The organism is Alcanivorax sp. 24, from assembly GCF_004360225.1.
GTDB classification, from domain to species: Bacteria; Pseudomonadota; Gammaproteobacteria; order Pseudomonadales; family Alcanivoracaceae; genus Alloalcanivorax; species Alloalcanivorax xiamenensis.
This window is the reverse complement of the sequence record NZ_SNUA01000007.1, coordinates 185,705-208,961: the sequence shown is the minus strand read 5'-3', so window position 1 is coordinate 208,961 and position 23,257 is coordinate 185,705. Positions and strand designations below refer to the sequence as shown.

The window sequence follows — 23,257 nt, the reverse complement described above, 5'->3', positions numbered from 1 at the left end:
ACCGCCCGCCGGGGCTCCGACCCCGCGAGAGGGAATCATGAGTGACAGTAACAACGATGCCCACGGCATCGAGGTGTTCGCGGAAAGCGAGTATCTGCCGGAACAAAGCGACGCCGACCAGAAACGCTGGGCGTTCGCCTATCATATCCGCATCATCAACCGTGGCAGTCGCGGCGCGCGCCTGCTGACCCGGCACTGGATCATCACCGACGGTGACCAGCGCATACAGGAAGTTCACGGCGAGGGCGTTATCGGCCAGCAGCCGGAACTGGCGCCGGGCCAGGAGTTCCGCTATTCCAGCGGCGCCATCCTGGAAACCGCCGTGGGCAGCATGCGTGGCAGCTACCAGATGCTGTCCGAGGACGGCACCTGCTTCAATGCGCCGATCCCGGCCTTCACCCTGGCCGCCGACCGGGCCTTGCATTGACGGCGCTGGACGCTGGACGCTGGACGCTGGACGCTGGACGCTGGACGCTGGACGCCAATGATGAAAAACCGAACTCACCACTCCCCTCAAGTACTGAAAACGGTTATCCATACCGCAATCCTCACGGGCACGGGTTTTAGCGTCCGGCAACCAGCGTCTGGCGCCCGGCATGGCTTCCAGGAGGCCTTCCTATGAGCACCTACGCCATCGGCGACATCCAGGGCTGCCTGGGCCCCTTCGAGGCCCTGCTGGAGCGGCTCCACTTCAACGCGGACCGTGATCAACTTGTGTTGGCCGGGGACCTGGTCAATCGCGGCCCGGATTCACTCGGCACTCTGCGGCTCCTCCACGATTTGCGAGACAATGTTCTCACCGTGTTGGGCAATCACGACCTGCACCTGCTCGCGGTGGCCCACGGCCAGGCCCGTGCGAGGGGCAAGGACACCCTGACGCCAATCCTCGAGGCCGAGGACCGGCATACCCTGCTGGACTGGCTGCAGCGCCAACCGCTGCTGATCGACCTGCCCGAATTCAACGCAGTGATGTCCCACGCCGGCATGCCCCCGCTATGGAGCCTGGAACAAGCCCATGAACGAGCCGGGGAAATCACCGCCGTACTCGCCGATGGCGAGCGGGCGCGCACCTTTTTCGCCCACATGTACGGCAACGAACCGGCGGGCTGGCGTGACGACCTGCAAGGGCCGGAGCGGTGGCGAGTAATCACCAACCATTTCACCCGCATGCGCTTCGTCAACGATGCCGGAGACCTGGATCTGGGCAGCAAAGGCGAGGCCGAGCAGCCTCCCGAGGGCTATATGCCCTGGTTTGAACATCCTCGCCGGCGCCACGTTGGGCGCCGCGTCCTGTTTGGCCACTGGGCCGCGCTGGGAGGCCGTGCCAGCGCCAACGACGTGGTCCCCCTGGATACAGGCTGCGTATGGGGCGGGCGGCTCACCGCCCTGCGCCTGGAAGACGGGCAGCGCATCACCTGCGAGTGCGCCTGATCGCCCGCAACCCCATTCCCACACCCTCCCGGCGGTGACCAAGTTCACCGCCTCTGGTTTATCAAGGTGCTCGGGAACCTCTTAAAAAACCTCATGCCGGACTCGACCCGGCATCTCCCGCCGCGAAGTGGCGCGCCCTCCAGAGGGAGACCCCGGATCAGGCCCGGGATGACGAGGTATTTTTCAAAGGTTCCTTAAAAAAATTGATTTTTTTTTGCCGGCCTGGCTTTGACTTGGCGTTCGTTTTGGCGCCATGCTAAAGACAAGGCCGGTCACCGACATCCCGTGACGGGATTCCATGATCTTCGCGCCGCATTCATTTCGTTAAGGGTTTATTTTCATGTAGAAAGTGACGGCTTGACATTCAAGCGCCGCCAGGAGGGAGTGAGGAATGAGCATCATCAGCCATTATCAGGCCCGGTTTGACGCCACTCAGCAGGAAGAGTTGTCCCTGGAGGAGTATCTGGCGCTCTGCAAGAGCGACCCCAGCGCTTACGCCAGCGCTCCCGAGCGCATGCTCATGGCCATCGGTGAACCTGAACTGGTGGACACTTCCAAGGATCCACGACTGTCCCGGATCTTCTCCAACAAAATCATCCGTCGCTATCCCGCCTTCGACGAGTTCTACGGCCTCGAAGAGGTTATCGAGAATATCGTCAGCTACTTCCGACATGCCGCTCAAGGTCTGGAAGAAAAGAAACAGATTCTCTACCTGCTCGGCCCGGTTGGTGGTGGCAAATCCTCCCTGGCGGAGAAACTCAAGGCCCTGATGCAGAAGGTCCCGTTCTACGCCATCAAGGGCTCTCCGGTGAACGAGTCGCCGTTGTCCGTGTTCGACGCCGACGAGGATGGCCCCATTCTGGAAGAGGAGTACGGGATCCCGCGCCGTTACGTACGCACCATCATGTCGCCCTGGGCGGTCAAGCGTTTGCACGAATACGGCGGCGACATCAGCCAGTTCCGGGTGGTGAAATGCTACCCGTCAATACTGGATCAGATCGCCATATCGAAAACCGAACCCGGCGATGAGAATAACCAGGACATCTCGGCCCTGGTGGGCAAGGTGGACATCCGCAAACTGGAGGATTTCTCCCAGGACGATCCGGACTCCTACGCTTTCTCCGGCGGCCTGTGCCGCGCCAATCAGGGCCTGATGGAATTCGTCGAGATGTTCAAGGCACCCATCAAGGTGCTGCACCCTTTGCTCACCGCCACCCAGGAAGGCAATTACAACGGTACCGAGCACATGGGCGCCATCCCCTTCGATGGTATCGTGCTGGCCCACTCCAACGAAGCCGAGTGGCACACGTTCAAAAACAACAAGAACAATGAAGCGTTCATCGACCGTGTCTATATCGTCAAGGTGCCATACTGCCTGCGCGTTACCGAAGAGCAGATGATCTACGAAAAGTTGCTGCGCAACTCCAGTTTGCGCGATGCCCAATGCGCGCCGGACACGTTGCATATGCTGGCCCAGTTCTCGGTGCTGACCCGCATCAACGAACCGGAGAACTCCAGCATTTATTCCAAGGTACGTGTCTATGATGGAGAAAACCTGAAGGACGTGGACCCACGCGCCAAATCCATTCAGGAATACCGGGACATGGCCGGCGTCGATGAAGGCATGGACGGCCTGTCCACCCGCTTCGCCTTCAAGATTCTCTCCAAGGTCTTCAACTTCGATCACTCCGAGGTGGCCGCCAACCCCGTTCATTTGATTCACGTTCTCGAGCAGCGCATCGAGCAGGAGCAATTCCCTCAGGAGCGCCAGGAACAGTTCCATCGTTTCATCAAGGAATACCTGGTTCCGCGTTACGTGGAATTCATCGGCAAGGAAATCCAGACCGCGTACCTGGAATCCTACTCCGAATACGGGCAGAACATTTTCGACCGCTACGTCACTTACGCCGACTTCTGGATTCAGGATCAGGAATTCCGCGATCCGGATACCGGTGAAATCTTCGATCGCCAGTCACTCAACGAGGAACTGGAGAAAATCGAAAAGCCGGCGGGCATTTCCAATCCCAAGGATTTCCGCAACGAGGTGGTCAATTTCGTATTGCGGGCGCGCGCCAACAACAGTGGCCGCAACCCGAGCTGGCTCAGCTACCAGAAGCTCCGTGACGTGATCGAGAAGAAAATGTTCTCCAATACCGAAGAGTTGTTGCCGGTCATTTCCTTCAACCCGAAAGGCAGCGAAGAGGATCGCCGCAAACACGACAACTTCGTCAAACGGATGATGGATCGCGGCTACACCGAGAAACAGGTTCGGCTGCTTTCCGAGTGGTACCTGCGGGTGCGCAAGGCGCAGTAAAAGGCAGTGGACAGTTGATAGTGGACAGTTGACAGCGCGCGGCACGACACCAAGTCCATTCAGAAGCCGTGCCCGCGCATAAACGCCATTGTAAAACCATTGCCACAGTGGCCGAGTGTGGAGAGCCCAATGAGTTATATCATCGACCGGCGTCTCAATGGGAAGCACAAGAGTGCGGTGAATCGGCAACGGTTTCTGCAGCGCTACCGGCGACATATTCGTGAAGCGGTCAATGACGCCGTGGGCAAGCGCTCCATCAAGGAAATGGAGCAAGGCGAGCGCATCGTCATTCCTCGCAAGGACATTTCCGAGCCCATTTTCCATCACGGCCCCGGCGGCCAGCGCAACATCGTCCACCCAGGCAATCGGGAGTTTCAGCAAGGCGACCGGATCAAGCGCCCCAGTGGTGGCGGCGGACAAGGTAGTGGCTCCGGCGACGCCAGCAATCAGGGAGAAGGCGAGGACGATTTCGCCTTCGAAATCGACCCGCAGGAATTCCTCAATTTTCTGTTCGAGGATCTGGCGCTGCCGAATCTGGTGAAACGGCACCTGGAAGGCACCCGGACCTTCCAGATCCGCCACGGCGGCATTGTCAGTCATGGCATGCCGGCCAAGATCAATATCGTCCGCTCCATGCGCCAGGCCTCCATGCGCCGGCGGGCGTTGACCGCCGCCAGCCGCCGCCGGCTACGTGAACTGGAAGAGGAGCGGGAGGCCCTGCTGCAGCAGGATCAATCCCCTCAGCGTCAGGCTCGCCTGGCGGAACTGGACGAACATATCGAGCGCCTGCGCCGGCGTATCGATCGCATTCCCTTCATCGATACCGTGGATCTGCGTTACAACCACCATATCAAGGTCCCGGTGCCGGTGAGCCGGGCGGTGATGTTCTGCATCATGGATGTTTCCGGCTCCATGAACCAGGACATGAAGGACCTGGCGAAGCGCTTCTTCCTGCTGCTTTATTTATTTCTGCAACGCAACTACCAGCACACCGAGGTGGTATTCATACGTCATCACACCAGCGCCAAGGAGGTGGATGAAGAGGAGTTTTTCTACTCCCGGGAAACCGGCGGCACCATCGTTTCCAGCGCCCTGAAACTGACCCGGGACATCATCAAGGAACGCTACCCGGTGGAGGAATGGAACATCTACGGCGCCCAGGCCTCGGACGGCGACAACTGGAACGATGACTCTCCCGGCTGCGCCGGGTTGCTGGAGAAGGAATTGCTGCCGCGCATGCAGCACTTCTCCTATGTGGAGGTCATGCCCCGCGCCCACCAGGCACTCTGGGACCAATATGAGGGTATCATGGGGCGCCACCCGGACGTCTTCTCCATGGCACAGATCGACGACCCGGCGGATATATATCCGGTATTCCGCCAGCTGTTCCATAAACGCATGGAGGCCGCCTGATGCTCTTGTCCACCGGCTCCGACTGGGACTTCAACCTGCTTGCCCGCTATGACGAGGCGATCTCCGAGCTGGCGCACGGCAAGTACGCTCTGGACACCTACCCCAATCAGATCGAGGTCATTTCCTCGGAACAGATGATGGACGCCTATTCCTCCGTGGGCATGCCGGTGGGCTACCACCACTGGTCCTTCGGCAAGCAGTTCGTGGAGGTGGAAAACCGTTACCGGCGCGGACAAATGGGGCTGGCCTACGAGATCGTGATCAACTCCAACCCCTGCATCGCCTATCTGATGGAGGAAAACACCATCACCATGCAGGCGCTGGTCATCGCCCACGCCTGCTATGGCCACAATTCCTTTTTCAAAGGCAACTATCTGTTCAAATCCTGGACCGATGCCTCGGCGATCATCGATTACCTGGTGTTCGCCCGCAAATACATCGCCGAATGCGAGCAACGCCACGGCGTCAACGCGGTGGAGGACATCCTCGACTCCTGCCATGCCCTGATGAACTATGGGGTGGACCGGTATAAGCGGCCGACGCCGATTTCCGCCCAGGAAGAACGGCGGCGGCAGCGGGAGCGGGAGGCCGCCCTGCAAAAACAGGTCTCCGAGCTATGGCGCACCTTTCCGGACCTGCAGCCAGCAACACAGCGGCGCGAAAAGATCGAGCGCTTTCCGTCCGAGCCCCAGGAGAACATTCTTTACTTCATCGAGAAGAACGCCCCGCTACTGGAACCCTGGCAGCGGGAGGTCATCCGCATCGTGCGCAAACTGGCCCAGTACTTTTACCCACAGCGTCAAACCAAGGTCATGAACGAGGGTTGGGCCACCTTCTGGCATTACACCCTGCTCAACGATCTCTATGATCAAAAACAGGTCACCGATGGCTTCATGCTGGAGTTTCTGCACAACCACAGCCAGGTGGTCTATCAGCCGCCTTTCGACTCCCAGTATTACTCCGGCATCAACCCCTATGCCCTGGGCTTCGCCATGTTCCGGGATCTGCGGCGCATTTGTGAGGATCCGGACGACGAAGACCGTTACTGGTTCCCGGATATCGCCGGTAGCGACTGGCTGGCGACCCTCAAATTCGCCATGGAAAGCTTCAAGGACGAAAGCTTTATCCAGCAGTTCCTGTCCCCGCGCCTGATCCGGGAGTTCAAGCTGTTCAGCCTGTTGGATGATACCGAGAAGGAATACATCGAGATCAACGCGATCCACGATGAGCGCGGTTATCAAAAGGTGCGCAACAAACTGGCCGAACAACACAACCTGAGCATCCAGGAGCCGAATATCCAGGTTTACGAGGCCAATGTGCGGGGCGATCGCTCGCTGGTGTTACAGCATGTCCGCCAGCATCATCGTCCTCTGGATGAAAGCAGCAGCCGGGAGGTAATCAAGCACCTGCATCGCTTGTGGGGATTCGACGTGCACCTGGACAGCGTGGACAACGGCACCGTGGTGGAGCGCCAGTCGATTCAAGGTGTGCAATAAATAAAGGTTCGTCGCGGAATAACGGGAATAGTGCCTCCATCGGGGACAACACGGCCCCGCTTCGAGCTAATCGGCAAGCGCGAGGTCCTCCCAATCGGCTGGCGATTCGCTGCCAAGGCAACTTCCCACAGAGAGAGCAACGAAGCCGCTGTGGGAAGCTGCCTTGGCAGCGAATATAACGCGTTATCACCCGAATTCAATCTTCCAGGCTTCTTTGCAGTCTTTTCCGAGTTTCTTCACTGAAGCGGGACAGACGCTCATCGGACAACACGCCCCGGGAACGCATGGCAAGCAACTTTAGATAGGCATGATTACGGGTCAGATTATCGAACATCAAGGCGATGTCCTCGTCCTCTTCCCTCAGTAATTTCCACAGCTCCAGATAGCGTTCATGCTCCCTGCCTTCCCGGTCGGCCAGAATACTCTCCGCTTGCCTCAGAATCCGCTCGCAAGCCTCATTGAGCATCTCTCCCTTCAAGGATCTGAGTGCTTTCCAGTCTCTTTCAGGAATGGATGCCATTTCCTCCTCCGTAACCCGTATCAGCCGCGGAGACCGTATTCACGGCCCGTGAGCGGACGGGCCGCTCACGGGCCGCACTTCGATCAATCAACCCGCCAACAGAGTGTTCAGGCGATTGCGAATGGTTTCGGTGCACTCGCTCATGATTTCCCGCACCAGCTCGTCACAGGAAGGAATGTTGTCGATCAACCCCTGCACGATACCGCTGGTCCAGATACCGTAGTCCACATCACCTTCGGTGAGCGATACCTTGCCGCGGGTACCGGCGACCATGTCGCGGATCAGCTCGAACTTCATGTCCTTGCCGGCTTCACGCTCGATCTCGTTGACCTTCTCCGCCACCTTGTTCTTGTAAACACGGGCAGTGTTGCGCAGCGGACGGTACACCAGCGCGGTGTCCAGCTCGCTGGCTTCGACGATGGCTTTCTTGATGTTCTCGTGGATCGGCGCTTCCTTGGTGGCCATGAAGCGGGTCCCCATGTTGATGCCTTCCGCGCCCAGCGCCAGGCAAGCCGCCATCTGCGTGCCGGTACCAATACCGCCGGAAGCAATCATCGGGATATCCAGCACCTTGGCCGCCGCCGGCAGCAGCACCAGGTTGGGTACATCGTCCTCGCCGGGGTGACCGGCGCACTCGAAGCCGTCCACGGAGACCGCGGAACAGCCCAGTTTCTGCGCTTTCAGGGCATGCCGCACGGAAGTGCACTTGTGGATCACGCTGACGCCGTTCTCATTGAACTGGGCCATGAAGGGCTCCGGACTGCGGCCGGCGGTTTCCACCACCTTGATGCCCGCTTCGATGATCACCCGCACGTATTCCTCATAGGGCACCGGCTTGATGGTCGGCAGCAGGGTCAGGTTGACCCCGAACGGCTTGTCGGTCATTTCCTTGCAGCGGCGGATTTCCTTGTCCAGGTCTTCCGGGGTCGGCTGGGTCAGGCCGGTGATGATCCCCAGAGCACCCGCGTTGGAAACGGCGGAAGCCAGTTCCGCATAGCCAACATTCTGCATGCCACCTTGCACGATGGGGTACTCGATGCCCAGCATCTCGGTAATACGTGTTTTCATGAAACTATCTCTCCCGTTAAGCCAGGGGCGGTCGGACAAAGCATCGGCCGGTGACGTCGTGGTGACGGCTGGCGCGCTGGTATCCACATGCCCGAATCAGGCCATGATCCGAATCAAACGATGACGAAGCACTAAACCATGGCCCCAGGCCCGGTTCAATGGTGATAAACGCCATGTAGACTGTCATTTCCCGTCATCGCCTGTCATCTTTCGCCAACCGGAGCCCCGCTTTTGAGACCCCGCCGCACCCGCCGGTCGCCCAGCAAATACAGCGCCAGGGCCATCACGATCACCACCGCGCCGACAAGCACCGCCAGCGCCAGCCGTTCCTCATTGAGCAGCGCGCCCAGCGTCAATGCCAGTACCGGCGTCATCAGGGTAATCAGCGCCACCGTGGCCGCCGGCAGCCGCGCCAGGATCTGGAAATAGCAATAGAATCCCAGCAGTGACCCGAACACCGCCAGGTAAACGATAGCCCCCAGGCCACGCCAGTCGCCATTGAACCCGGCGCCTTCACCGGACCACCAGATCGCCAGGCCATAGCACGGCAGCGAAGCGAGCAAACCGCCCACGGTCTGTTGCATCGGCGCCAGCCCCGCCGCCACCCGCTGCACCGCGATGGCCGACCCGGCGAACAGCGTCACCGCCACCAGCATCCAACCCAACGCCGCCGTGCGCTGATCGCCGCCCTCGCCGAACAGTGCCAGCAAGCTGTCATTGAATACCAGCGCCAGACCCAGCAGACCGAGCACGCAGGCACACCAATGCCAGCCGTTGAGACGACTCCCACCGGGAATCAGCTGCATCATCAATCCGGACAACAACGGCGCCAGCCCGAACATCACCGAAATCAGACCGGACGGCAAAGTCCTCGCGGCTACATAGCTGCATCCCATGGCACCGAAAATACCAGGCAAGGCGGCGGCGTAACTGGCCAGCGCCCGACGTCGCAGTGGCAGCGACTGGCGGCGCCAGGCCAGCCACAGCAGACCGAGCAGCGCCGCCAGCGCCATGCGACTGCCCGCCGCCGCCCAGGGCGGCATGGCCTCGCCACTCCATTTGATCCCCAAAGGCGTGGTGGCCCAAACCGCCACCACGATCAAGTATGCCGACAGGGTATTCATGACCGGCTCCCGCCAAACTTCGCGCTTCCCGGAACCGCGCGAGCACCATGACGTCGCGATACCGGACATCGCGACGGAAGAAGAAAAATAAAGAGCAAAAATGAAAACCAAAGCGGGCCAGCAGACCAGAAAATAACCATTCGAGGTGAATTCGAGCGTATTCCCTGCCCAAGCGGTTTTCCGGCCAGACCAGACATGACATTCTAATGTTTACCTGGAAGCGATAGCGAACACGATGGATATCTATCTTGTCGGTGGTGCGGTCCGCGACGAATTGCTCGGACTGCCGGTCAAGGAGAAAGATTGGGTGGTGGTGGGCGGCACCCCCGATACTCTTTTGGCGCAAGGCTACAAACCCGTGGGCAATGACTTTCCGGTGTTCCTGCATCCGCGGACCGGCGAGGAGTACGCCCTTGCCCGCACGGAACGCAAACATGGCCACGGCCACGGCGGCTTTCTTTTTCACACCGCCGAGGACGTGACGCTGGAAGACGACCTGAAGCGACGGGACCTGACCATCAATGCCATGGCCCGCGCCAGTGATGGCCGCTTGATTGACCCCTACAACGGTCAAAACGATCTCAAGGAACGATTGCTGCGCCATGTCTCCCCCGCCTTCGCCGAGGACCCGCTGCGGGTTCTGCGGGTGGCCCGTTTCGCCGCCCGCTATCACTGGCTGGGCTTTCGCGTGGCCCGCGAAACCATGGATCTGATGACCGATATCGTACTGGCGGGCGAACTGCGGCACCTCAGTCCGGAACGGGTCTGGAAGGAAACCAGCCGGGCACTGATGGAACGCTCACCGCAAACGTTCTTCCGCATCCTGCATGAATGCGGGGCGCTGGCGGAATTATTCCCGGAACTGGCCAACCTGGATGGCATCCCCCAGTCTCCGGACCATCATCCCACCGTGGATGTGCTTACCCATCAATGGCGCTGCCTGGCCCAGGCAGCTCGGCAGAATCTGTCCCTGACCGCTCGCTACGCCCTGCTCTGCCATGATCTCGGCAAGGCCAGCACGCCGCCGGACCGCTGGCCGCGTCATCAGAATTACGAAAGGCAGAGCGAAACCCTGGCACTGGAAATGTCCAAGCGCTTAAGGGTCCCCAGGGAAATGGCGGACGCCGCCGCCGTCATGGCGCGCTGGCAGAACCGTGGGCGTCGCGTCCTCAAGCTGCGCCCGCCACGTGTATGGGAAGTCCTGCACGCTCTGGATGTGATCCGCCGGCCGCGCCGGTTGCGCTTCTTCGTTGACGCCTGCGAAGCCGATTACCGCACCTGCCAGGCCGATCCCAAAGCCCCCTTTCCGCAAGGCGAATTCCTGCTCGGCGTCGCTGAAGTGGTCCGCACCGTGGATGTGGCGGGGCTGCGCCAGGCCGGCCTGTCCGGCCCCGCGCTCGGCCGCGCCCTGGAAAGCAAACGCATTCGCGCCATCCGTCTTTACCGACAGGAGTTCGTGGAAAAATGGCCGCTCCCGTAGCCCTGGTCACCGGTGCCGCTCGCCGCATCGGCGCCCGCATTGCCCGTCGCCTGCACCAATCGGGCCACGATGTGATCATTCACTACCACCACAGCGAAGAACAAGCGCGAACCCTGGTGGACGACCTTAACCGGCAGCGTGCCGACAGCGCGGCTTGCCTGTACGCGGACTTGGTGGTGCCCGGCCAGGTGCGGCAACTGGCCGCCCAGGCCCTGGCTCTGAAGCCCGGACTGCGGCTACTGGTGAATAACGCCTCCCGGTTCTATCGCACGCCTTTGCATCAGGCCAGTGATGAGGACTGGGACCAACTGATGCACAGCAACCTGCGGGCGCCTTTTCTGCTCAGCCAGTCACTGGCTCCGGCCCTGAAACAACATCACGGCGCCATCGTTAATCTGGTGGACGTTTACGCTGAAAAACCCCTGCGAGAACATCCGCTGTACTGCATGGCCAAGGCCGGGCTGGCGATGATGACCCGCGGCCTGGCCCGGGAACTGGGCCCTGAAGTACGCGTCAACGGCGTGGCGCCCGGGCCGATTCTGTGGCCGGAGCAGGGACAGGAATCCCAACAGGCGATTCTTGATGCCCTACCGTTGGGCCATGCCGGCGACCCGGATGACATCGCCAACACGGTGCTCTGGCTCGCCGATCACGCTCCTTACATCACCGGGCAGATCATCGCCGTGGACGGCGGCCGCTCTCTGTCCTTCCCCGGCGCCTGAAGCCGGCCGCCGGGGATTGGCACTGGCGTCCTTTGCCGCTATGGTTAGTAACCAAGACCGCAGCGACGGAGGACGGCCGTGGGGGCCGCCCGTCAAAATATCAACAATGCGGTTGATCCTGTCGACTCAGGGATGGAGTCCAGCGTAGGCCAGCCTTGTCTTACCGTTCCATCCCCCAACCGGGCCGACAACGCCTTATTTCGGTTTAGAGGGATACTCGCATGTCACTTTTCACTATCGGCTCCACCCGTGCGCGGGCGCTGACGCCTGTCTTACTCGCCTCTGCCCTTGCCGCCTGTGGCGGCGGTGGTTCCTCCGGCTCGGGAGGTGGTCAAGAGCCCTTCGTCAGCCTGAATAACGAGAATACAGGCCCGCTGCTCTATCTCGCCCTGGAGGGCAGCCTGGGAATGGTGCCGGTGCAGATGCATGCCATTATGCTCCCCGATTTAGAGGGGGAGTGCACCCAAGGCTCTATCACCGTGGTTTACGGTACCAACGACATTCCCACCAGCGCCACCGCCAATAATTGCACCCTTAGTGGCGAAAACACCGACCCTGTGACCCTGGCGGGCACCGTCCGCTACGACTTTGAAGGTGACTCCACTTTGGAAGTCGACACCAGCGGTTTCAACTTGGTAGCGGGGAATCCTGTAGAGGCCAACATCCTGATCAGTGGAGAATTCGACTACGTTATGGACGCCGTCGATCATTTCGCTGATACGGATCTTCAGATAGATGCTCAGGGCCCCAGCCAGAGTGGCGAAGGCGAATACAACGCTAACTGGCACGTGGAGGATCTTAAAACCACCTGGGACTACTCGTCTGAAAATGTCACCTATACGGTAGAAGGGACGCTCCTGGTGAACGGTAGAAGCGAGAAAGTCAGCATCACCACCGCAGAGCCGCTAACAAGAAACCTGGACCAGGAATTCTGCCCCGAATCCGGCGAGATCCGACTGCGCGGCGCCAACAACACGCACGCCGAGGTTTTGGTGGAGCACCGGGACGGTATCGTCGTGACCATCAATGGTGTCGCCACCAATTACACTTGCGAGCAGTTCGAAGCTTATATGATCGAAGCGGAGAACTCCTTCATTCAGTGATATCGCCATCGGGCCAGCGGAACGGCACTTGCCAAAGCCGCTGGCCCTTGAAGTCGGTTTCCGCCAGCAACTCCCGGTAGCGGCGCCCATTCTCCGGGTGCCGCGTCTCCGGCGCCAGATCCGCCAGCGGACGCAGCACGAACGCGTGCTTTAGAATTTCCCCGCGCGGCAGCTTGACGCCATCCACCTCGCCAACCGCATCGTCGTAGGTGAGGATGTCGATATCCAGGGTGCGGCTGGCGAACTTCTTCTCGCCGCGTACCCGGCCGTGACCGCGCTCGATATCATGCAACGCCCTGGCCAGCTCCCCCACCGGCAGCGCCGTATGCAGAGCCACCACCAAATTGAAGAACGGGCTGCCCTTGAAGCCCACCGCCTCACTTTCATACACCGGGCTCAGCCTCAGCTCACCGAACCGCTCCGCCAGCGCATTGAGACCGGAATGGATATTGTGTTGCCGGTCGATGTTGGAGCCGAGACTGAGAAACACCTCCGCCATCAGGAACGCTCCCCGCGCTCGATAATCACGCCAACATCGCGGGCACCGCGCAGGGCGCCTGGTTTGCTCAACCGCAATCGCAGCCAGGGCACATTGAATTCCTCCAGCACCAGCGCCGCCACCTGCTCCGCCAGGGTTTCCACCAGTTGGAATTCGCTTTCCTCGATAAAGGCGATCAGCCGCTTGCTGATGCTTTTGTAGTCCAGGGCGTCATCGATGTGATCGGTGGCGGCGCCCTTGCGGATATCCGCGGCCATCTCCAGATCCAGGCTGACGGTCTGACGGATACGCCGCTCCCAGTCGAAAATGCCGATCACCGTATCGACTTTCAAATCATTGATATAAACGATGTCCATGCTGTTCCTCGGTCCGGCCGCGCGCGGGCCTGATACGCGGTTAGGTTTGGCGCCGCCGCTCCCGGGAGCCTGCCCCCGGGGTGACGCGCGACAAGCGGCTTGTGTGTACAATGTCCAGCCTGTTGATTCGGGGATTATAGCCGGTGGTTGCCATGGCATTACAGGAAAGCTGGGGTTGGTTGCTGTCTTTATGCGCGGTGGCGTATCTGCTGGGCTCGATTTCCAGCGCCATCCTGGTCTGCCGCTTGTTCGGCCATCCGGACCCGCGCACCCAGGGCTCCAGCAATCCCGGCGCCACCAATGTGCTGCGCATCGCCGGCAAACCGGCGGCGGCGCTGACTCTGGTCGGCGACGTGCTGAAAGGGGTGCTGCCCGTCCTGGTGGCGACGGCTCTGGGGCTCTCCCCATTTGCCGTGGCACTGGTCGGTTTCTGCGCCTTCCTCGGCCACTTGTTCCCGGTGTTCTTCCAATTCCAGGGTGGCAAGGGCGTGGCCACCGCCTTTGGCGTGCTGTTCCCGCTGCACTGGCCCAGCGGCCTGGTGGCGGGCGCGGTGTGGTTGGTGGTGTTCGGGATACTACGGATCTCCTCGGTGGCGTCGCTGAGCGCCTTCATCGCCGCACCTATCTGCCTGTGGTTCTGGCTGCCCGGCGCCGCGCCGCCGATGGCCGCCCTGACCCTGATCATGATCGTGCGCCACCGCGCCAACCTGGCCAAACTGCTGCGCGGTGAGGAACTGGGGTTCAGGAAGAAAGGTTAGGGGTACCACTTAACGCCAGTTCGCTGCCAAGGCAGCTTCCCACAGCAGCTCCGTAGCCTCTCTCCGTGGGAAGCTGCCTTGGCAGCGAATGGGGTACGGCGAGGGCCCTTTTCATGCGGCAAAGGACCTCGATCGATCTCAATGAGAAGCCACCCGCGCCAGCTCCGCCAGCGGCCAGCGCGCCCGAACACTGACGCCCAGCCCCTTCTGACGCTCGCCGGCGGCCAGCCGCAGTGCCCCCGCGTAGGCGATCATGGCGCCATTGTCGGTGCAGTACGCCAGTCCGGGGTAATACACCTTCACTCCCAGCTTGCCCATGGCCTGAGCCAGCCGCTCGCGCAACATGGCGTTGGCGCTGACGCCACCGGCCACCACCAAACGTTTGGCGCCCGTGGCCTGCATGGCCCGGCGGCATTTGATCACCAGAGTGTCCACCACCGCTTCCTGGAACGCGAGAGCCACATCGGCGCGGTCCTGGTCATCCAGAGCATCGGCACCGCCGAGATCGTGAATGGTGTTGAGGGTGAAGGTCTTGAGGCCCGAGAAGCTCATATCCAGGCCGGGCCGGTCGGTCATCGGCCGGGGAAAGCGAAAGCGCCCGGCCTGCCCCTGCTCCGCCAGACGGCTGATCGCCGGCCCGCCGGGATAGCCCAATCCCATCATCTTCGCCGCCTTGTCGAAGGCTTCACCGGCGGCGTCGTCCACGGATTCGCCCAAAGGGACGTATTCACCCAGGGCACGGGCTTCCAGCAGCAGTGAGTGCCCACCACTGACCAGCAGCGCGACAAAGGGAAAGTCCGGGGCATCATCCTCCAGCAACGGCGCCAGCAGGTGCCCTTCCATATGGTGTACCGGCAACGCCGGCACGCCCCAGCCATAGGCCAGAGCACGAGCGACACCGGCTCCCACCAGCAGGGCTCCCGCCAACCCCGGGCCGGCGGTGTAGGCGACGCCGTCCAGTTCCCGGGCGCCGATGCCGGCGTCGGACAGGACCTGGCGCAGCAGGGGCAGCAACCGCCGCACATGGTCACGGCTGGCCAATTCCGGCACCACGCCACCGTAGACCGCGTGCATATCGATCTGACTGAACAGGGCCTGACTCAACAGGCCCTGTTCAGTGTCGTATACGGCCACGCCGGTCTCGTCGCAGCTGGTTTCGATGCCCAAAACGCGCATTTCGCCTACCTCAAAAAACAGAATCCGGCCAGCGGCGCACCCGCCGGCAAGGGTCGGCATGATAGCCCGGCACGCCGCCATTTGCATTTACCTACCGGTCACGGGTAGAATTCGCGCCCTGCCGCCTGGGTGGCCGTCCCCATGACGTTTGCCCCCGAGGGACCACCTGAGCCCGAGGCGGAACCCACACAACTCAACACTTTTTAGGTAGGTGATACTTCATGCCTCAGGTGAAAGTAAAAGAAGGCGAACCCTTCGACGTGGCCCTGCGCCGCTTCAAGCGCTCCTGTGAAAAAGCCGGTGTTCTGTCCGAAGTCCGCCGTCGCGAGAACTACGAGAAGCCGACTCAGGAACGCAAGCGTAAGCGCGCTGCCGCGGTCAAGCGTCACCTGAAGAAGCTGCAACGCGAGCAGCTCGCCCGTAAGCGTCTGTACTAAGACCGTTTCCGGTCCTTGACCATGAGTGCGATCAAAGCACAGCTCGCCGATGCCACCAAAGACGCCATGCGCGCCAAAGACAAGGTGCGCCTGGGTGTTCTGCGTATGGCCATGGCGGCGCTGAAGCAAATCGAGGTGGACGAGCGCATCGAAGTGGATGACGCCCGCTCTCTCGCCGTGCTCGATAAACTGGTCAAGCAGCGCAAGGATTCCGCCGGTCAGTACCGTGACGCCAACCGTCCGGAACTGGCCGAGGTGGAAGAAGCGGAAATTCTGATCCTCCAGGAATTCCTGCCCCAGCCTCTGAGCGATGCCGAAATCGAGGCATTGATCGACGAGGCCATCACCAGCACCGGCGCCGCCGGCATGGGTGACATGGGCAAGGTCATGGGCTTGCTCAAGCCCAAACTGCAGGGCCGGGCCGACATAGGCGCGGTCAGCGGCAAGGTCAAAGCCAGGCTCACTGGCTGATTCCGGGCCCGGCACGCGGTTCCCGCCCATCCCCGGCGGCACCCTCATCAGTCCTCATAAGCCGTTGTGTGCCGGCTTCCACCACTTTCTCTCATTAGCCGGACTTGCCATCAGCCCGGGTGAGTTGGAATATTCTTCCCATGGCCGGTTTGATTCCCGAACATTTTATTCAGGATCTTCTCGCGCGAATCGATATCGTGCCGCTGATCGACGCCCGCGTGCCGCTGAAGAAGACCGGGCGGAACTATTCCGCGTGCTGTCCGTTCCACCAGGAGAAGACGCCGTCGTTCACGGTGTCCCCGGACAAACAGTTCTACTACTGCTTTGGCTGTGGCGCCTCCGGCGATGCCCTGCGCTTCGTCATGGAGTACGACCACCTCTCCTTCCCCGAGGCGGTGGAGCAACTGGCCGGCCGCGCCGGTGTGGACATCCCGCGTGAAGAGCATCACGACAGCCGCGAGGAGAAGGCACGCCGGAGCCGCCTGCAAACCCTGTACGATTTGCTCGGACGGGCGGAGCGCTACTATCGTCAGCAGTTAAAAAGCGCCCCGGACCGGCAAAAAGCGGTGGCTTACCTGAAAGGCCGGGGACTCAGCGGCGAGATCGCCGCCCAATACGGCCTGGGCTTCGCCCCGCCCGGTTTCGATAATCTGACGACCGGGCTGTCGCTGGATCAGGCCGGGCTGGAGCAAGCCCTCACTGCTGGTCTGCTGGTGCGGCGCGAGGACACCGGCCGGGTTTACGACAAGTTCCGTGACCGGATCCAGTTCCCGATCCGGGATGCCCGCGGTCGCACCATCGGCTTCGGCGGCCGGGTACTCGGCGACGGCAAACCCAAATACCTGAACAGCCCGGAGACCCCGGTGTTCCACAAAGGCCGGGAACTGTACGGGCTGTGGGAATGGCGCCGCAGCCGCGACCGCAGCGACCGCCTTTACGTGGTGGAGGGTTACATGGATGTGATCGCCCTGGCTCAGCACGGGGTGCCCAACGTGGTGGCGACCCTCGGCACCGCCACCAGCCCGGAGCACTGCCAGACCCTGTTCCGGCAAGTGAACGAGGTGGTGTTCTGTTTCGACGGCGACAACGCCGGCAGACGCGCCGCCTGGCGGGCTCTGGAATCCGCCCTGCCGTCCCTGGACGACGGCAAGCAGGCGCGCTTCCTGTTCCTGCCCGACGGCGAGGACCCGGACACCCTGGTGCGTGCCCAGGGGCCGGAAACCCTGCTGGCGCTCACCGAGAAGGCGGACACCCTGTCCAGTTATCTGTTCCGGCATCTTTCCGAAGGGCTGGACCTGAACACCGTGGACGGCCGGGCACGGCTGGCGCGGCTGGCGCTCCCTTACCTGAGCAAGCCCTCGGGGCCATTCTACCGGGTGCTGCTGGAGGAGGAACTGGCGCGGCTGACACGACTGGAACGCGCCTCCCTGGAGCGGCTGCGCCAGGAAACACCGGCCGAACCCGCGCCCCGGCCGGCGGCGCCCCCCAAACCCGCGGCTCCGCCTCCCCGGGCCACCAGCCATGAGCAGGAGCCGGATTGGGACGAGACACCGCCGCCGGACTTCCCTCCGGCCATGGCGAACGAGCCGGATGATATCCCCGCTCGACCGCATCAGGCGTCGGGCGCCCGCCGCCCCGGCCTGAGCCTGGTGGAACGGCTGGTCCTGCTGCTGCTTTCCCATCCTCAGGTGGTGCGTGACCGCCCACTCCCCGAGGGCGTGGAGGAATTGGACCTGGCACGGGTCGATCTGCTGCTTCAAGTGGCCGGCGCGGTGCGCGAGCACGCCACCCCGGCGGCGGCACTGGGCGCCATCATGGCACTGGAACAGGGCGAATCCCTGTCCCGCCTGCTGCGCGAGGCACTGAAACCCACCATGGACGACGATACCGCGCGGCGGTACTGGGACGACGCCCTGCACCGCCTGCACACTCTTGCACTGGAACAGACATTGAAAACCGAGGAAGCCCGCCCTGATCCAGACCTGGCGCGGCTTTCGGAACTGCACCGGGCCCTCGCCAAAGCACGCGCCGGGCACCAGGCGGAACCATAGCGGGGGCTTGTGATTACTGGCTCCACCCCCCATATCCGCGTATAATACGCCGTTTTCCCAGGACCACGGCTCTTCCAACTACGGGCATTTCGCATGACGACTCAAAAACAGCAACAGCAGTCACAGCTGAAGCAGTTGATCGCACTGGGCAAGGAGCAGGGCTACCTGACCTACGCCGAAGTGAACGACCACCTGCCCGAGTCCATCACCGACACGGATCAGGTCGAAGACATCATCCAGATGATCAACGACATGGGCATCACCGTGGTGGAAAAAGCCACCGATGCCGATGAGATCATGATGGGTGAAGGCGCCGACAGCACCGACGAGGTTGCTGCCGAGGAAGCCGCCGCCGTACTCGCCTCCGTGGAGAGCGAGCCGGGCCGCACCACCGATCCGGTGCGGATGTACATGCGTGAAATGGGCACCGTGGAGCTGCTCACCCGGGAAGGCGAAATCGAGATCGCCAAACGCATCGAGGAAGGCACCCGAGAAGTCATGCACGCCCTGGCCTTCTGGCCCGGCGCAGTGGAAATGGTGCTGGATGAATATGACCGTATCCTGTCCGAGGAACGCAAACTGACCGACGTGATCGCCGGTTATCTGGATCCGGACGATGACGGCGCCGCCGCCACCAACGCCAACAAGGAACCGCGCTTCAATCAGAAGAAGCAGGCGGAGGCCGAGGAAAAGGATAAGGACGACGACGAAGACGACGACAGCAGCGACAGCGACGACGACAGCGAAGAGGATGAAGGCGGTCTGGATCCGGCACTGGCGGCGGAACGCTTCGCCGAGCTGAAGAAGCGCCATGAAAAGGCCGAACGGGCGCTCAAGCGCAACGGCCGCGACCACGCCAGCAGCGCCAAGGCTCTGGAGGCGCTGGCCGAGCACTTCACCCTGTTCAAGCTGGTGCCGCGCATCTACGATCAGTTGCTGCAAGGCGCCCGCACTCACCTGGATATCGTGCGCAAGTTCGAGCGCCAGATCATGGCGCTGGCGATCCGCCGTGCCGGCGTGCCACGCAAGGACTTTGTACAGCAGTTCCCGGGTAACGAGACCAACCTGGAGTGGGTCGCCGCCCACGCCAGGACCAAGAAGGCCAAGGACTACTCCGAGCGCCTGATGACGGTGGCGGACGACATTCAGCGCAACCAGCGCAAGATCATCACCGTGGAAGAGGTCATCGGCCTGCCGGTGGCGGACATCAAGGAAATCAATCGCCGCATTTCCATCGGCGAAGCCAAGGCCCGCCGCGCCAAGAAGGAGATGGTCGAAGCCAACCTGCGGTTGGTGATCTCCATCGCCAAGAAGTACACCAACCGTGGCCTGCAGTTCCTGGATCTGATCCAGGAAGGCAACATCGGCCTGATGAAGGCCGTGGACAAGTTCGAATACCGCCGTGGCTACAAGTTCTCCACCTACGCCACCTGGTGGATCCGGCAGGCCATCACCCGCTCCATCGCGGACCAGGCCCGCACCATCCGGATTCCGGTGCACATGATAGAGACGATCAACAAGATCAACCGCGTGCAGCGCCAGATGCTGCAGGAAATGGGCCGCGAGCCGACGCCGGAAGAACTGGGCCAGCGCCTGGAAATGCCGGAAGACAAGGTTCGCAAGGTGCTGAAAATCGCCAAGGAACCGATCTCCATGGAAACCCCGATCGGCGACGACGAGGATTCCAGCCTCGGCGATTTCATCGAGGACGGCAACGTGGACTCCCCGGTGGATTCCGCCACCTCCCTGGGACTGGAGGAAGCCACCCGGGAAGTGCTGGCCAACCTCACCGCCCGGGAAGCGAAAGTGCTGCGCATGCGCTTCGGCATCGACATGAACACCGACCACACCCTGGAAGAAGTCGGCAAGCAGTTCGACGTCACCCGGGAGCGGATCCGGCAGATCGAAGCCAAGGCTCTGCGCAAGCTGCGCCACCCCTCCCGCAGCGAGCACCTGCGCAGTTTCCTGGACGCGGATATGTAACTCGTTATATAACTATCGGCCCGGACGGCGACCGCCATCCGGGCCTTGTTTTTTCGGGGATAAACGAAGACACAAAGGACCACCGGCAACTCACCACCGAGACCGCCGGCCGGGGCAGGACACCGTCTCCCGCTCTGCTGAACATCCTCCGAGTTCCAAAGGGCCTATAGCTCAATTGGTTAGAGCAGCGGACTCATAATCCGTTGGTTCCAGGTTCAAGTCCTGGTGGGCCCACCAATATCGTACTGATCATGGCCGACCAATCGCGCCGGCAACCCGTCACCCCATAGCCATTTAACACAAGAAGCCAGCCTGTACCGCTGCCTACACTGATCGGCACTTTCAACCGATCAGGAATCCCCATGTCCCCTCCGATCCTGCTTGAGATCCGCGACGCCGTCGCCCACGTCACCCTGAACCGGCCGGAGCAGGCCAATGTGCTCAATGACGAGATGTCGGCGGCGTTCATGGAAACGGTGGAAGCCCTGGCGCGGGCTTGCGCCCAGGGCCAGGTGCGCGCGGTGCTGCTGTCCGCCAAGGGGCCGCATTTTTGCGCCGGGGGTGATATCAGTGGTTTTGTCGCCAGTGACGATCTGGCCGGGCTGATGGACCAGGGGATTCCACCATTGCACCGGGCCATTCACACCCTGAGCACCTTGCCGGTACCGGTGGTCAGCGCGGTGAACGGGTCGCTTGGCGGTGGCGGCATCGGCGTGGCGTTGTGCGCCGATCTGGTGCTGGCGTCGTCATCGATGAAGCTGCGCGGTGGCTATTCCGCCATCGGCCTGAGCCCGGATGTGGGGGTGTCCTGGGTCCTTACCCGGCTGGCCGGACCGATGCGCGCCAAACATATCCTGTTCACCAATACGCCACTGACCGCGCGGCAGTGTCTCGCCGCCGGTCTGGTATTGGAAATCCATGAGGACGACCAGTTGATGCCGGCGGCGGAGAAGCTGGCGCGTTCTCTGGCGGCGGGCGCCACCGGTGCCCTGGGCCGGATCAAGGCGCTGGTGGATCAGGCCGCTCATCACTCTCTGCTCGACCAGTTGAGCCGCGAACATCACGCCATGGTGGTCAGCGGCGCCGGCGGCGAAGCCGGCGAAGGTGTCCGTGCCTTCATGGAAAAACGGCCACCCCGATTCAAACAGGCCCGCTAATATCCGACCCCGAGGAGCCCATCATGCTGCTGCCGCACCGTTTGCATAGCCATCAGTGGTATCACCGCACCGTCTCCCAATTGTTCGCCGAAACCTGCAGCGCTCACGTGGACAAGCCCGCGATTCTGTTCGAGGGCCAGACCCTTCCCTTCGGCGAGCTGTTCGATCAGGTTCAGGACATGGCCCAGGGTCTTCTGGAATTGGGCATCGACAAAGGCGACGTGGTCTCCACCCTGCCCAGCGCCACACCGGAATTCGCGGTGCTGTACTTCGCGACCCTGCAGATCGGTGCGGTGGTCAACCCGCTCAATCTGCTCTGGGGCACAATGGAATTGCAGGGCGTGTTGCAGCGCAATCAGCCCAAGTTAATCGTCACCGTGGATCGCCAGGGGCCACGGGATATCCTCGCGCTACTGGAGGGTGCACTGCCGGATCTGACATTCAAACCGGAGACGTGTTGCCCTTCCCTGCCTTCTCTCAAGCGGGTTGTTTGCGTGGGCCGGCACGGCCCCGCGCCGCCGGGTTATCTCGACTTCAAGGATCTGCCCCGGCCGGCCGATCACGCCACGCTGCAACAACGTCAGGACCAGGGCCGGGCCTCCGACGTTCAGTTCATGTGCCAGACTTCCGGTACCACCTCTTTATCCAAGAGCGCGTTGTGGGATCATCGCCCGCCTCTGGCCACCGCCCACTTCGGCGCGCGCAATTTGCGCATCACCGAACAGGACCGCTTCATCTGCCTGGCGCCGTTCTATCACAACAGCGGTTTGTTCGCGCTCAACATGAACCTGGCCTATGCCGGCACCACTCTGGTGTTGATGGATGGCTTCGATCCCGCCAAAGCATTGGATCTGATCGAACGGCACCAATGCACCTGCACGTTCGGCTTCGACGCCCACTGGCAGGGGCTGCGCCGCCAGCCGGATTTCGAAAAGCGCCAGTTCACCATCAGCAAGGCGATCCTGGCGGGTGAGCCACGCACCTATGATATGGTGCGCGACATGTGCCCGGCCGGTGCCACCATCAACAATCTCTACGCGCAAACCGAGAATGGCCCGCTGGTGTCTCTGGCGGACCATGAATGCGTGGACGAAGCGGTGAACAAATACACCCACGGCCGCCCTCTTCCTGGCGTGCAGGTGGTGATCAAACACCTTGATAGCGGCGCCCGGGTGGCCCAGGGCGAAGCCGGGGAAATCTGCTACAAGAGTCCGTTCCTGTTCCAGGGCTACCACCGGCAACCGGAAGAAGTGGATAAAGCCTTCGACGAAGAAGGCTATTTCCACAGCGGCGATTATGGCCATTTCGACAACGGCTATCTGACCTATCTGGGCCGTCTCGGCGGCGTGGTCAAATCCGGCGGCGAGAACGTGTCCACCACCCGGGTCACCACGGACCTTCTGGAACGCTTCGAGAATCTGTTCGACGACGTCAAAACCGTGGGCATCGACGACGCCTACTGGGGCACCCGGGTGGTCAGTTTCGTACGCACCCGCGATGAGCAACCACTGCCGCCCTCGGAAGCATTGCGCGAGGCCTGCAAAGGGCATATGGCCGCCTATGAGATCCCCAAGGACTTTTTACCCTGGGACGGCGAATGGCCGATGACGCCGGAAGGGAAAATCGACTTCAAGCAGCTTCAGCAACAAGCCCGGGAAACGCTCGGCGAAAACCAGGGCAAACGCTAAGTGAAACATC

The 23,257-nt window shown here is 61.7% G+C and carries 21 protein-coding genes and 1 tRNA gene; 16 read left to right on the top strand and 6 right to left on the bottom strand.

The genetic code is table 11. The features are described from left to right. Positions 1-37 precede the first annotated feature (37 nt). From apaG to E0L37_RS11845, 5 genes are all read left to right on the top strand, one after another. Positions 38-427 (top strand): Co2+/Mg2+ efflux protein ApaG, encoded by a 390-nt coding sequence (gene apaG / locus E0L37_RS11865; protein WP_133491943.1) that lies wholly within the window; start codon positions 38-40, stop codon positions 425-427. A gap of 191 nt (positions 428-618) precedes the next feature. Continuing rightward, a complete protein-coding gene (locus E0L37_RS11860; protein ID WP_133491942.1) occupies positions 619-1,431 on the top strand; it encodes a symmetrical bis(5'-nucleosyl)-tetraphosphatase in 813 nt (270 codons plus the stop codon). Between the two features lie 391 nt (positions 1,432-1,822). Next, a complete protein-coding gene (locus tag E0L37_RS11855) occupies positions 1,823-3,745 on the top strand; it encodes a PrkA family serine protein kinase (protein WP_133491941.1) in 1,923 nt (640 codons plus the stop codon). A gap of 129 nt (positions 3,746-3,874) precedes the next feature. After that, positions 3,875-5,158 carry a YeaH/YhbH family protein gene (locus E0L37_RS11850; protein WP_080530538.1) on the top strand — a complete coding sequence of 428 codons (1,284 nt, stop codon included), beginning with the start codon at positions 3,875-3,877 and terminating at the stop codon, positions 5,156-5,158. After that, on the top strand, positions 5,158-6,654 hold the full coding sequence (locus E0L37_RS11845; RefSeq protein WP_133491940.1) for a SpoVR family protein: 1,497 nt from the start codon (positions 5,158-5,160) through the stop codon (positions 6,652-6,654). Before E0L37_RS11850 ends, E0L37_RS11845 begins: the two co-directional genes overlap by 1 nt. Before the next feature lie 196 nt (positions 6,655-6,850). On the opposite strand, the gene E0L37_RS11840 is transcribed toward E0L37_RS11845, so the two are convergent. The 3 genes from E0L37_RS11840 to E0L37_RS11830 form a co-directional block, all read right to left on the bottom strand. Continuing rightward, complete coding sequence (locus E0L37_RS11840) at positions 6,851-7,174, bottom strand: hypothetical protein (protein WP_133491939.1); 324 nt, start codon at positions 7,172-7,174, stop codon at positions 6,851-6,853. An 87-nt stretch (positions 7,175-7,261) separates the two neighbouring features. Next, complete coding sequence (locus tag E0L37_RS11835) at positions 7,262-8,242, bottom strand: nitronate monooxygenase family protein (RefSeq protein ID WP_133491938.1); 981 nt, start codon at positions 8,240-8,242, stop codon at positions 7,262-7,264. Positions 8,243-8,445: 203 nt separating this feature from the next. Continuing rightward, positions 8,446-9,366 carry a DMT family transporter gene (locus E0L37_RS11830; protein WP_133491937.1) on the bottom strand — a complete coding sequence of 307 codons (921 nt, stop codon included), beginning with the start codon at positions 9,364-9,366 and terminating at the stop codon, positions 8,446-8,448. Between the two features lie 235 nt (positions 9,367-9,601). Between E0L37_RS11830 and E0L37_RS11825 the strand changes: the two genes are divergently transcribed. From E0L37_RS11825 to E0L37_RS11815, 3 genes are all read left to right on the top strand, one after another. Next, positions 9,602-10,846, top strand: coding sequence for a multifunctional CCA addition/repair protein (locus E0L37_RS11825; RefSeq protein WP_133491936.1), 1,245 nt, complete (start codon positions 9,602-9,604; stop codon positions 10,844-10,846). Next, positions 10,831-11,568, top strand: coding sequence for a pteridine reductase (locus tag E0L37_RS11820; RefSeq protein WP_133491935.1), 738 nt, complete (start codon positions 10,831-10,833; stop codon positions 11,566-11,568). Before E0L37_RS11825 ends, E0L37_RS11820 begins: the two co-directional genes overlap by 16 nt. A 221-nt stretch (positions 11,569-11,789) precedes the next feature. Then, positions 11,790-12,671: a hypothetical protein gene (locus tag E0L37_RS11815; protein WP_133491934.1), complete on the top strand. Its 882-nt coding sequence runs from the start codon at positions 11,790-11,792 to the stop codon at positions 12,669-12,671. Here E0L37_RS11815 and folK read toward each other — a convergent pair. Both folK and folB read right to left on the bottom strand, forming a co-directional pair. Then, positions 12,661-13,170: a 2-amino-4-hydroxy-6-hydroxymethyldihydropteridine diphosphokinase gene (gene folK, locus E0L37_RS11810; RefSeq protein WP_014993333.1), complete on the bottom strand. Its 510-nt coding sequence runs from the start codon at positions 13,168-13,170 to the stop codon at positions 12,661-12,663. The genes E0L37_RS11815 and folK overlap by 11 nt on opposite strands. Beyond that, the gene (gene folB, locus E0L37_RS11805; RefSeq protein WP_014993332.1) at positions 13,170-13,526 is read right to left on the bottom strand and encodes a dihydroneopterin aldolase; all 357 of its coding nucleotides are present in this window, start codon (positions 13,524-13,526) and stop codon (positions 13,170-13,172) included. The genes folK and folB overlap by 1 nt, the downstream gene beginning before the upstream one ends. A 152-nt stretch (positions 13,527-13,678) precedes the next feature. On the opposite strand from folB, the gene plsY reads away from it, so the two are divergent. Further along, entirely contained in the window at positions 13,679-14,284 is a 606-nt protein-coding gene (plsY, locus tag E0L37_RS11800) for a glycerol-3-phosphate 1-O-acyltransferase PlsY (protein WP_166643055.1), read from the top strand. Positions 14,285-14,422: 138 nt separating this feature from the next. On the opposite strand, the gene tsaD is transcribed toward plsY, so the two are convergent. After that, a complete protein-coding gene (tsaD, locus tag E0L37_RS11795; protein WP_133491932.1) occupies positions 14,423-15,460 on the bottom strand; it encodes a tRNA (adenosine(37)-N6)-threonylcarbamoyltransferase complex transferase subunit TsaD in 1,038 nt (345 codons plus the stop codon). A 221-nt stretch (positions 15,461-15,681) separates the two neighbouring features. On the opposite strand from tsaD, the gene rpsU reads away from it, so the two are divergent. The 7 genes from rpsU to E0L37_RS11760 all read left to right on the top strand — a co-directional run bounded on the left by rpsU (position 15,682) and on the right by E0L37_RS11760 (position 23,247). Beyond that, positions 15,682-15,897, top strand: coding sequence for a 30S ribosomal protein S21 (gene rpsU / locus E0L37_RS11790; RefSeq protein WP_014993329.1), 216 nt, complete (start codon positions 15,682-15,684; stop codon positions 15,895-15,897). A gap of 21 nt (positions 15,898-15,918) precedes the next feature. Further along, complete coding sequence (locus E0L37_RS11785) at positions 15,919-16,368, top strand: GatB/YqeY domain-containing protein (protein ID WP_133491931.1); 450 nt, start codon at positions 15,919-15,921, stop codon at positions 16,366-16,368. Between the two features lie 140 nt (positions 16,369-16,508). Beyond that, positions 16,509-18,419, top strand: coding sequence for a DNA primase (gene dnaG, locus E0L37_RS11780; RefSeq protein ID WP_133491930.1), 1,911 nt, complete (start codon positions 16,509-16,511; stop codon positions 18,417-18,419). Positions 18,420-18,512: 93 nt separating this feature from the next. Beyond that, positions 18,513-20,402: an RNA polymerase sigma factor RpoD gene (gene rpoD, locus E0L37_RS11775; protein ID WP_133491929.1), complete on the top strand. Its 1,890-nt coding sequence runs from the start codon at positions 18,513-18,515 to the stop codon at positions 20,400-20,402. A 160-nt stretch (positions 20,403-20,562) separates the two neighbouring features. Further along, positions 20,563-20,639, top strand: a tRNA-Ile gene (locus E0L37_RS11770). A 125-nt stretch (positions 20,640-20,764) separates the two neighbouring features. After that, on the top strand, positions 20,765-21,559 hold the full coding sequence (locus E0L37_RS11765; protein ID WP_133491928.1) for an enoyl-CoA hydratase/isomerase family protein: 795 nt from the start codon (positions 20,765-20,767) through the stop codon (positions 21,557-21,559). Between the two features lie 23 nt (positions 21,560-21,582). Further along, positions 21,583-23,247 carry a class I adenylate-forming enzyme family protein gene (locus E0L37_RS11760; RefSeq protein WP_133491927.1) on the top strand — a complete coding sequence of 555 codons (1,665 nt, stop codon included), beginning with the start codon at positions 21,583-21,585 and terminating at the stop codon, positions 23,245-23,247. Positions 23,248-23,257 lie beyond the last annotated feature (10 nt).

Bases quoted from the DNA above. Each gene is read 5' to 3' on its own strand.
- apaG (WP_133491943.1), top strand. From the start codon at position 38: ATGAGTGACAGTAACAACGATGCCCACGGCATCGAGGTGTTCGCGGAA.
- E0L37_RS11860 (WP_133491942.1), top strand. From the start codon at position 619: ATGAGCACCTACGCCATCGGCGACATCCAGGGCTGCCTGGGCCCCTTC.
- E0L37_RS11855 (WP_133491941.1), top strand. From the start codon at position 1,823: ATGAGCATCATCAGCCATTATCAGGCCCGGTTTGACGCCACTCAGCAG.
- E0L37_RS11850 (WP_080530538.1), top strand. From the start codon at position 3,875: ATGAGTTATATCATCGACCGGCGTCTCAATGGGAAGCACAAGAGTGCG.
- E0L37_RS11845 (WP_133491940.1), top strand. From the start codon at position 5,158: ATGCTCTTGTCCACCGGCTCCGACTGGGACTTCAACCTGCTTGCCCGC.
- E0L37_RS11840 (WP_133491939.1), bottom strand. From the start codon at position 7,174: ATGGCATCCATTCCTGAAAGAGACTGGAAAGCACTCAGATCCTTGAAG.
- E0L37_RS11835 (WP_133491938.1), bottom strand. From the start codon at position 8,242: ATGAAAACACGTATTACCGAGATGCTGGGCATCGAGTACCCCATCGTG.
- E0L37_RS11830 (WP_133491937.1), bottom strand. From the start codon at position 9,366: ATGAATACCCTGTCGGCATACTTGATCGTGGTGGCGGTTTGGGCCACC.
- E0L37_RS11825 (WP_133491936.1), top strand. From the start codon at position 9,602: ATGGATATCTATCTTGTCGGTGGTGCGGTCCGCGACGAATTGCTCGGA.
- E0L37_RS11820 (WP_133491935.1), top strand. From the start codon at position 10,831: ATGGCCGCTCCCGTAGCCCTGGTCACCGGTGCCGCTCGCCGCATCGGC.
- E0L37_RS11815 (WP_133491934.1), top strand. From the start codon at position 11,790: ATGTCACTTTTCACTATCGGCTCCACCCGTGCGCGGGCGCTGACGCCT.
- folK (WP_014993333.1), bottom strand. From the start codon at position 13,170: ATGGCGGAGGTGTTTCTCAGTCTCGGCTCCAACATCGACCGGCAACAC.
- folB (WP_014993332.1), bottom strand. From the start codon at position 13,526: ATGGACATCGTTTATATCAATGATTTGAAAGTCGATACGGTGATCGGC.
- plsY (WP_166643055.1), top strand. From the start codon at position 13,679: ATGGCATTACAGGAAAGCTGGGGTTGGTTGCTGTCTTTATGCGCGGTG.
- tsaD (WP_133491932.1), bottom strand. From the start codon at position 15,460: ATGCGCGTTTTGGGCATCGAAACCAGCTGCGACGAGACCGGCGTGGCC.
- rpsU (WP_014993329.1), top strand. From the start codon at position 15,682: ATGCCTCAGGTGAAAGTAAAAGAAGGCGAACCCTTCGACGTGGCCCTG.
- E0L37_RS11785 (WP_133491931.1), top strand. From the start codon at position 15,919: ATGAGTGCGATCAAAGCACAGCTCGCCGATGCCACCAAAGACGCCATG.
- dnaG (WP_133491930.1), top strand. From the start codon at position 16,509: ATGGCCGGTTTGATTCCCGAACATTTTATTCAGGATCTTCTCGCGCGA.
- rpoD (WP_133491929.1), top strand. From the start codon at position 18,513: ATGACGACTCAAAAACAGCAACAGCAGTCACAGCTGAAGCAGTTGATC.
- E0L37_RS11765 (WP_133491928.1), top strand. From the start codon at position 20,765: ATGTCCCCTCCGATCCTGCTTGAGATCCGCGACGCCGTCGCCCACGTC.
- E0L37_RS11760 (WP_133491927.1), top strand. From the start codon at position 21,583: ATGCTGCTGCCGCACCGTTTGCATAGCCATCAGTGGTATCACCGCACC.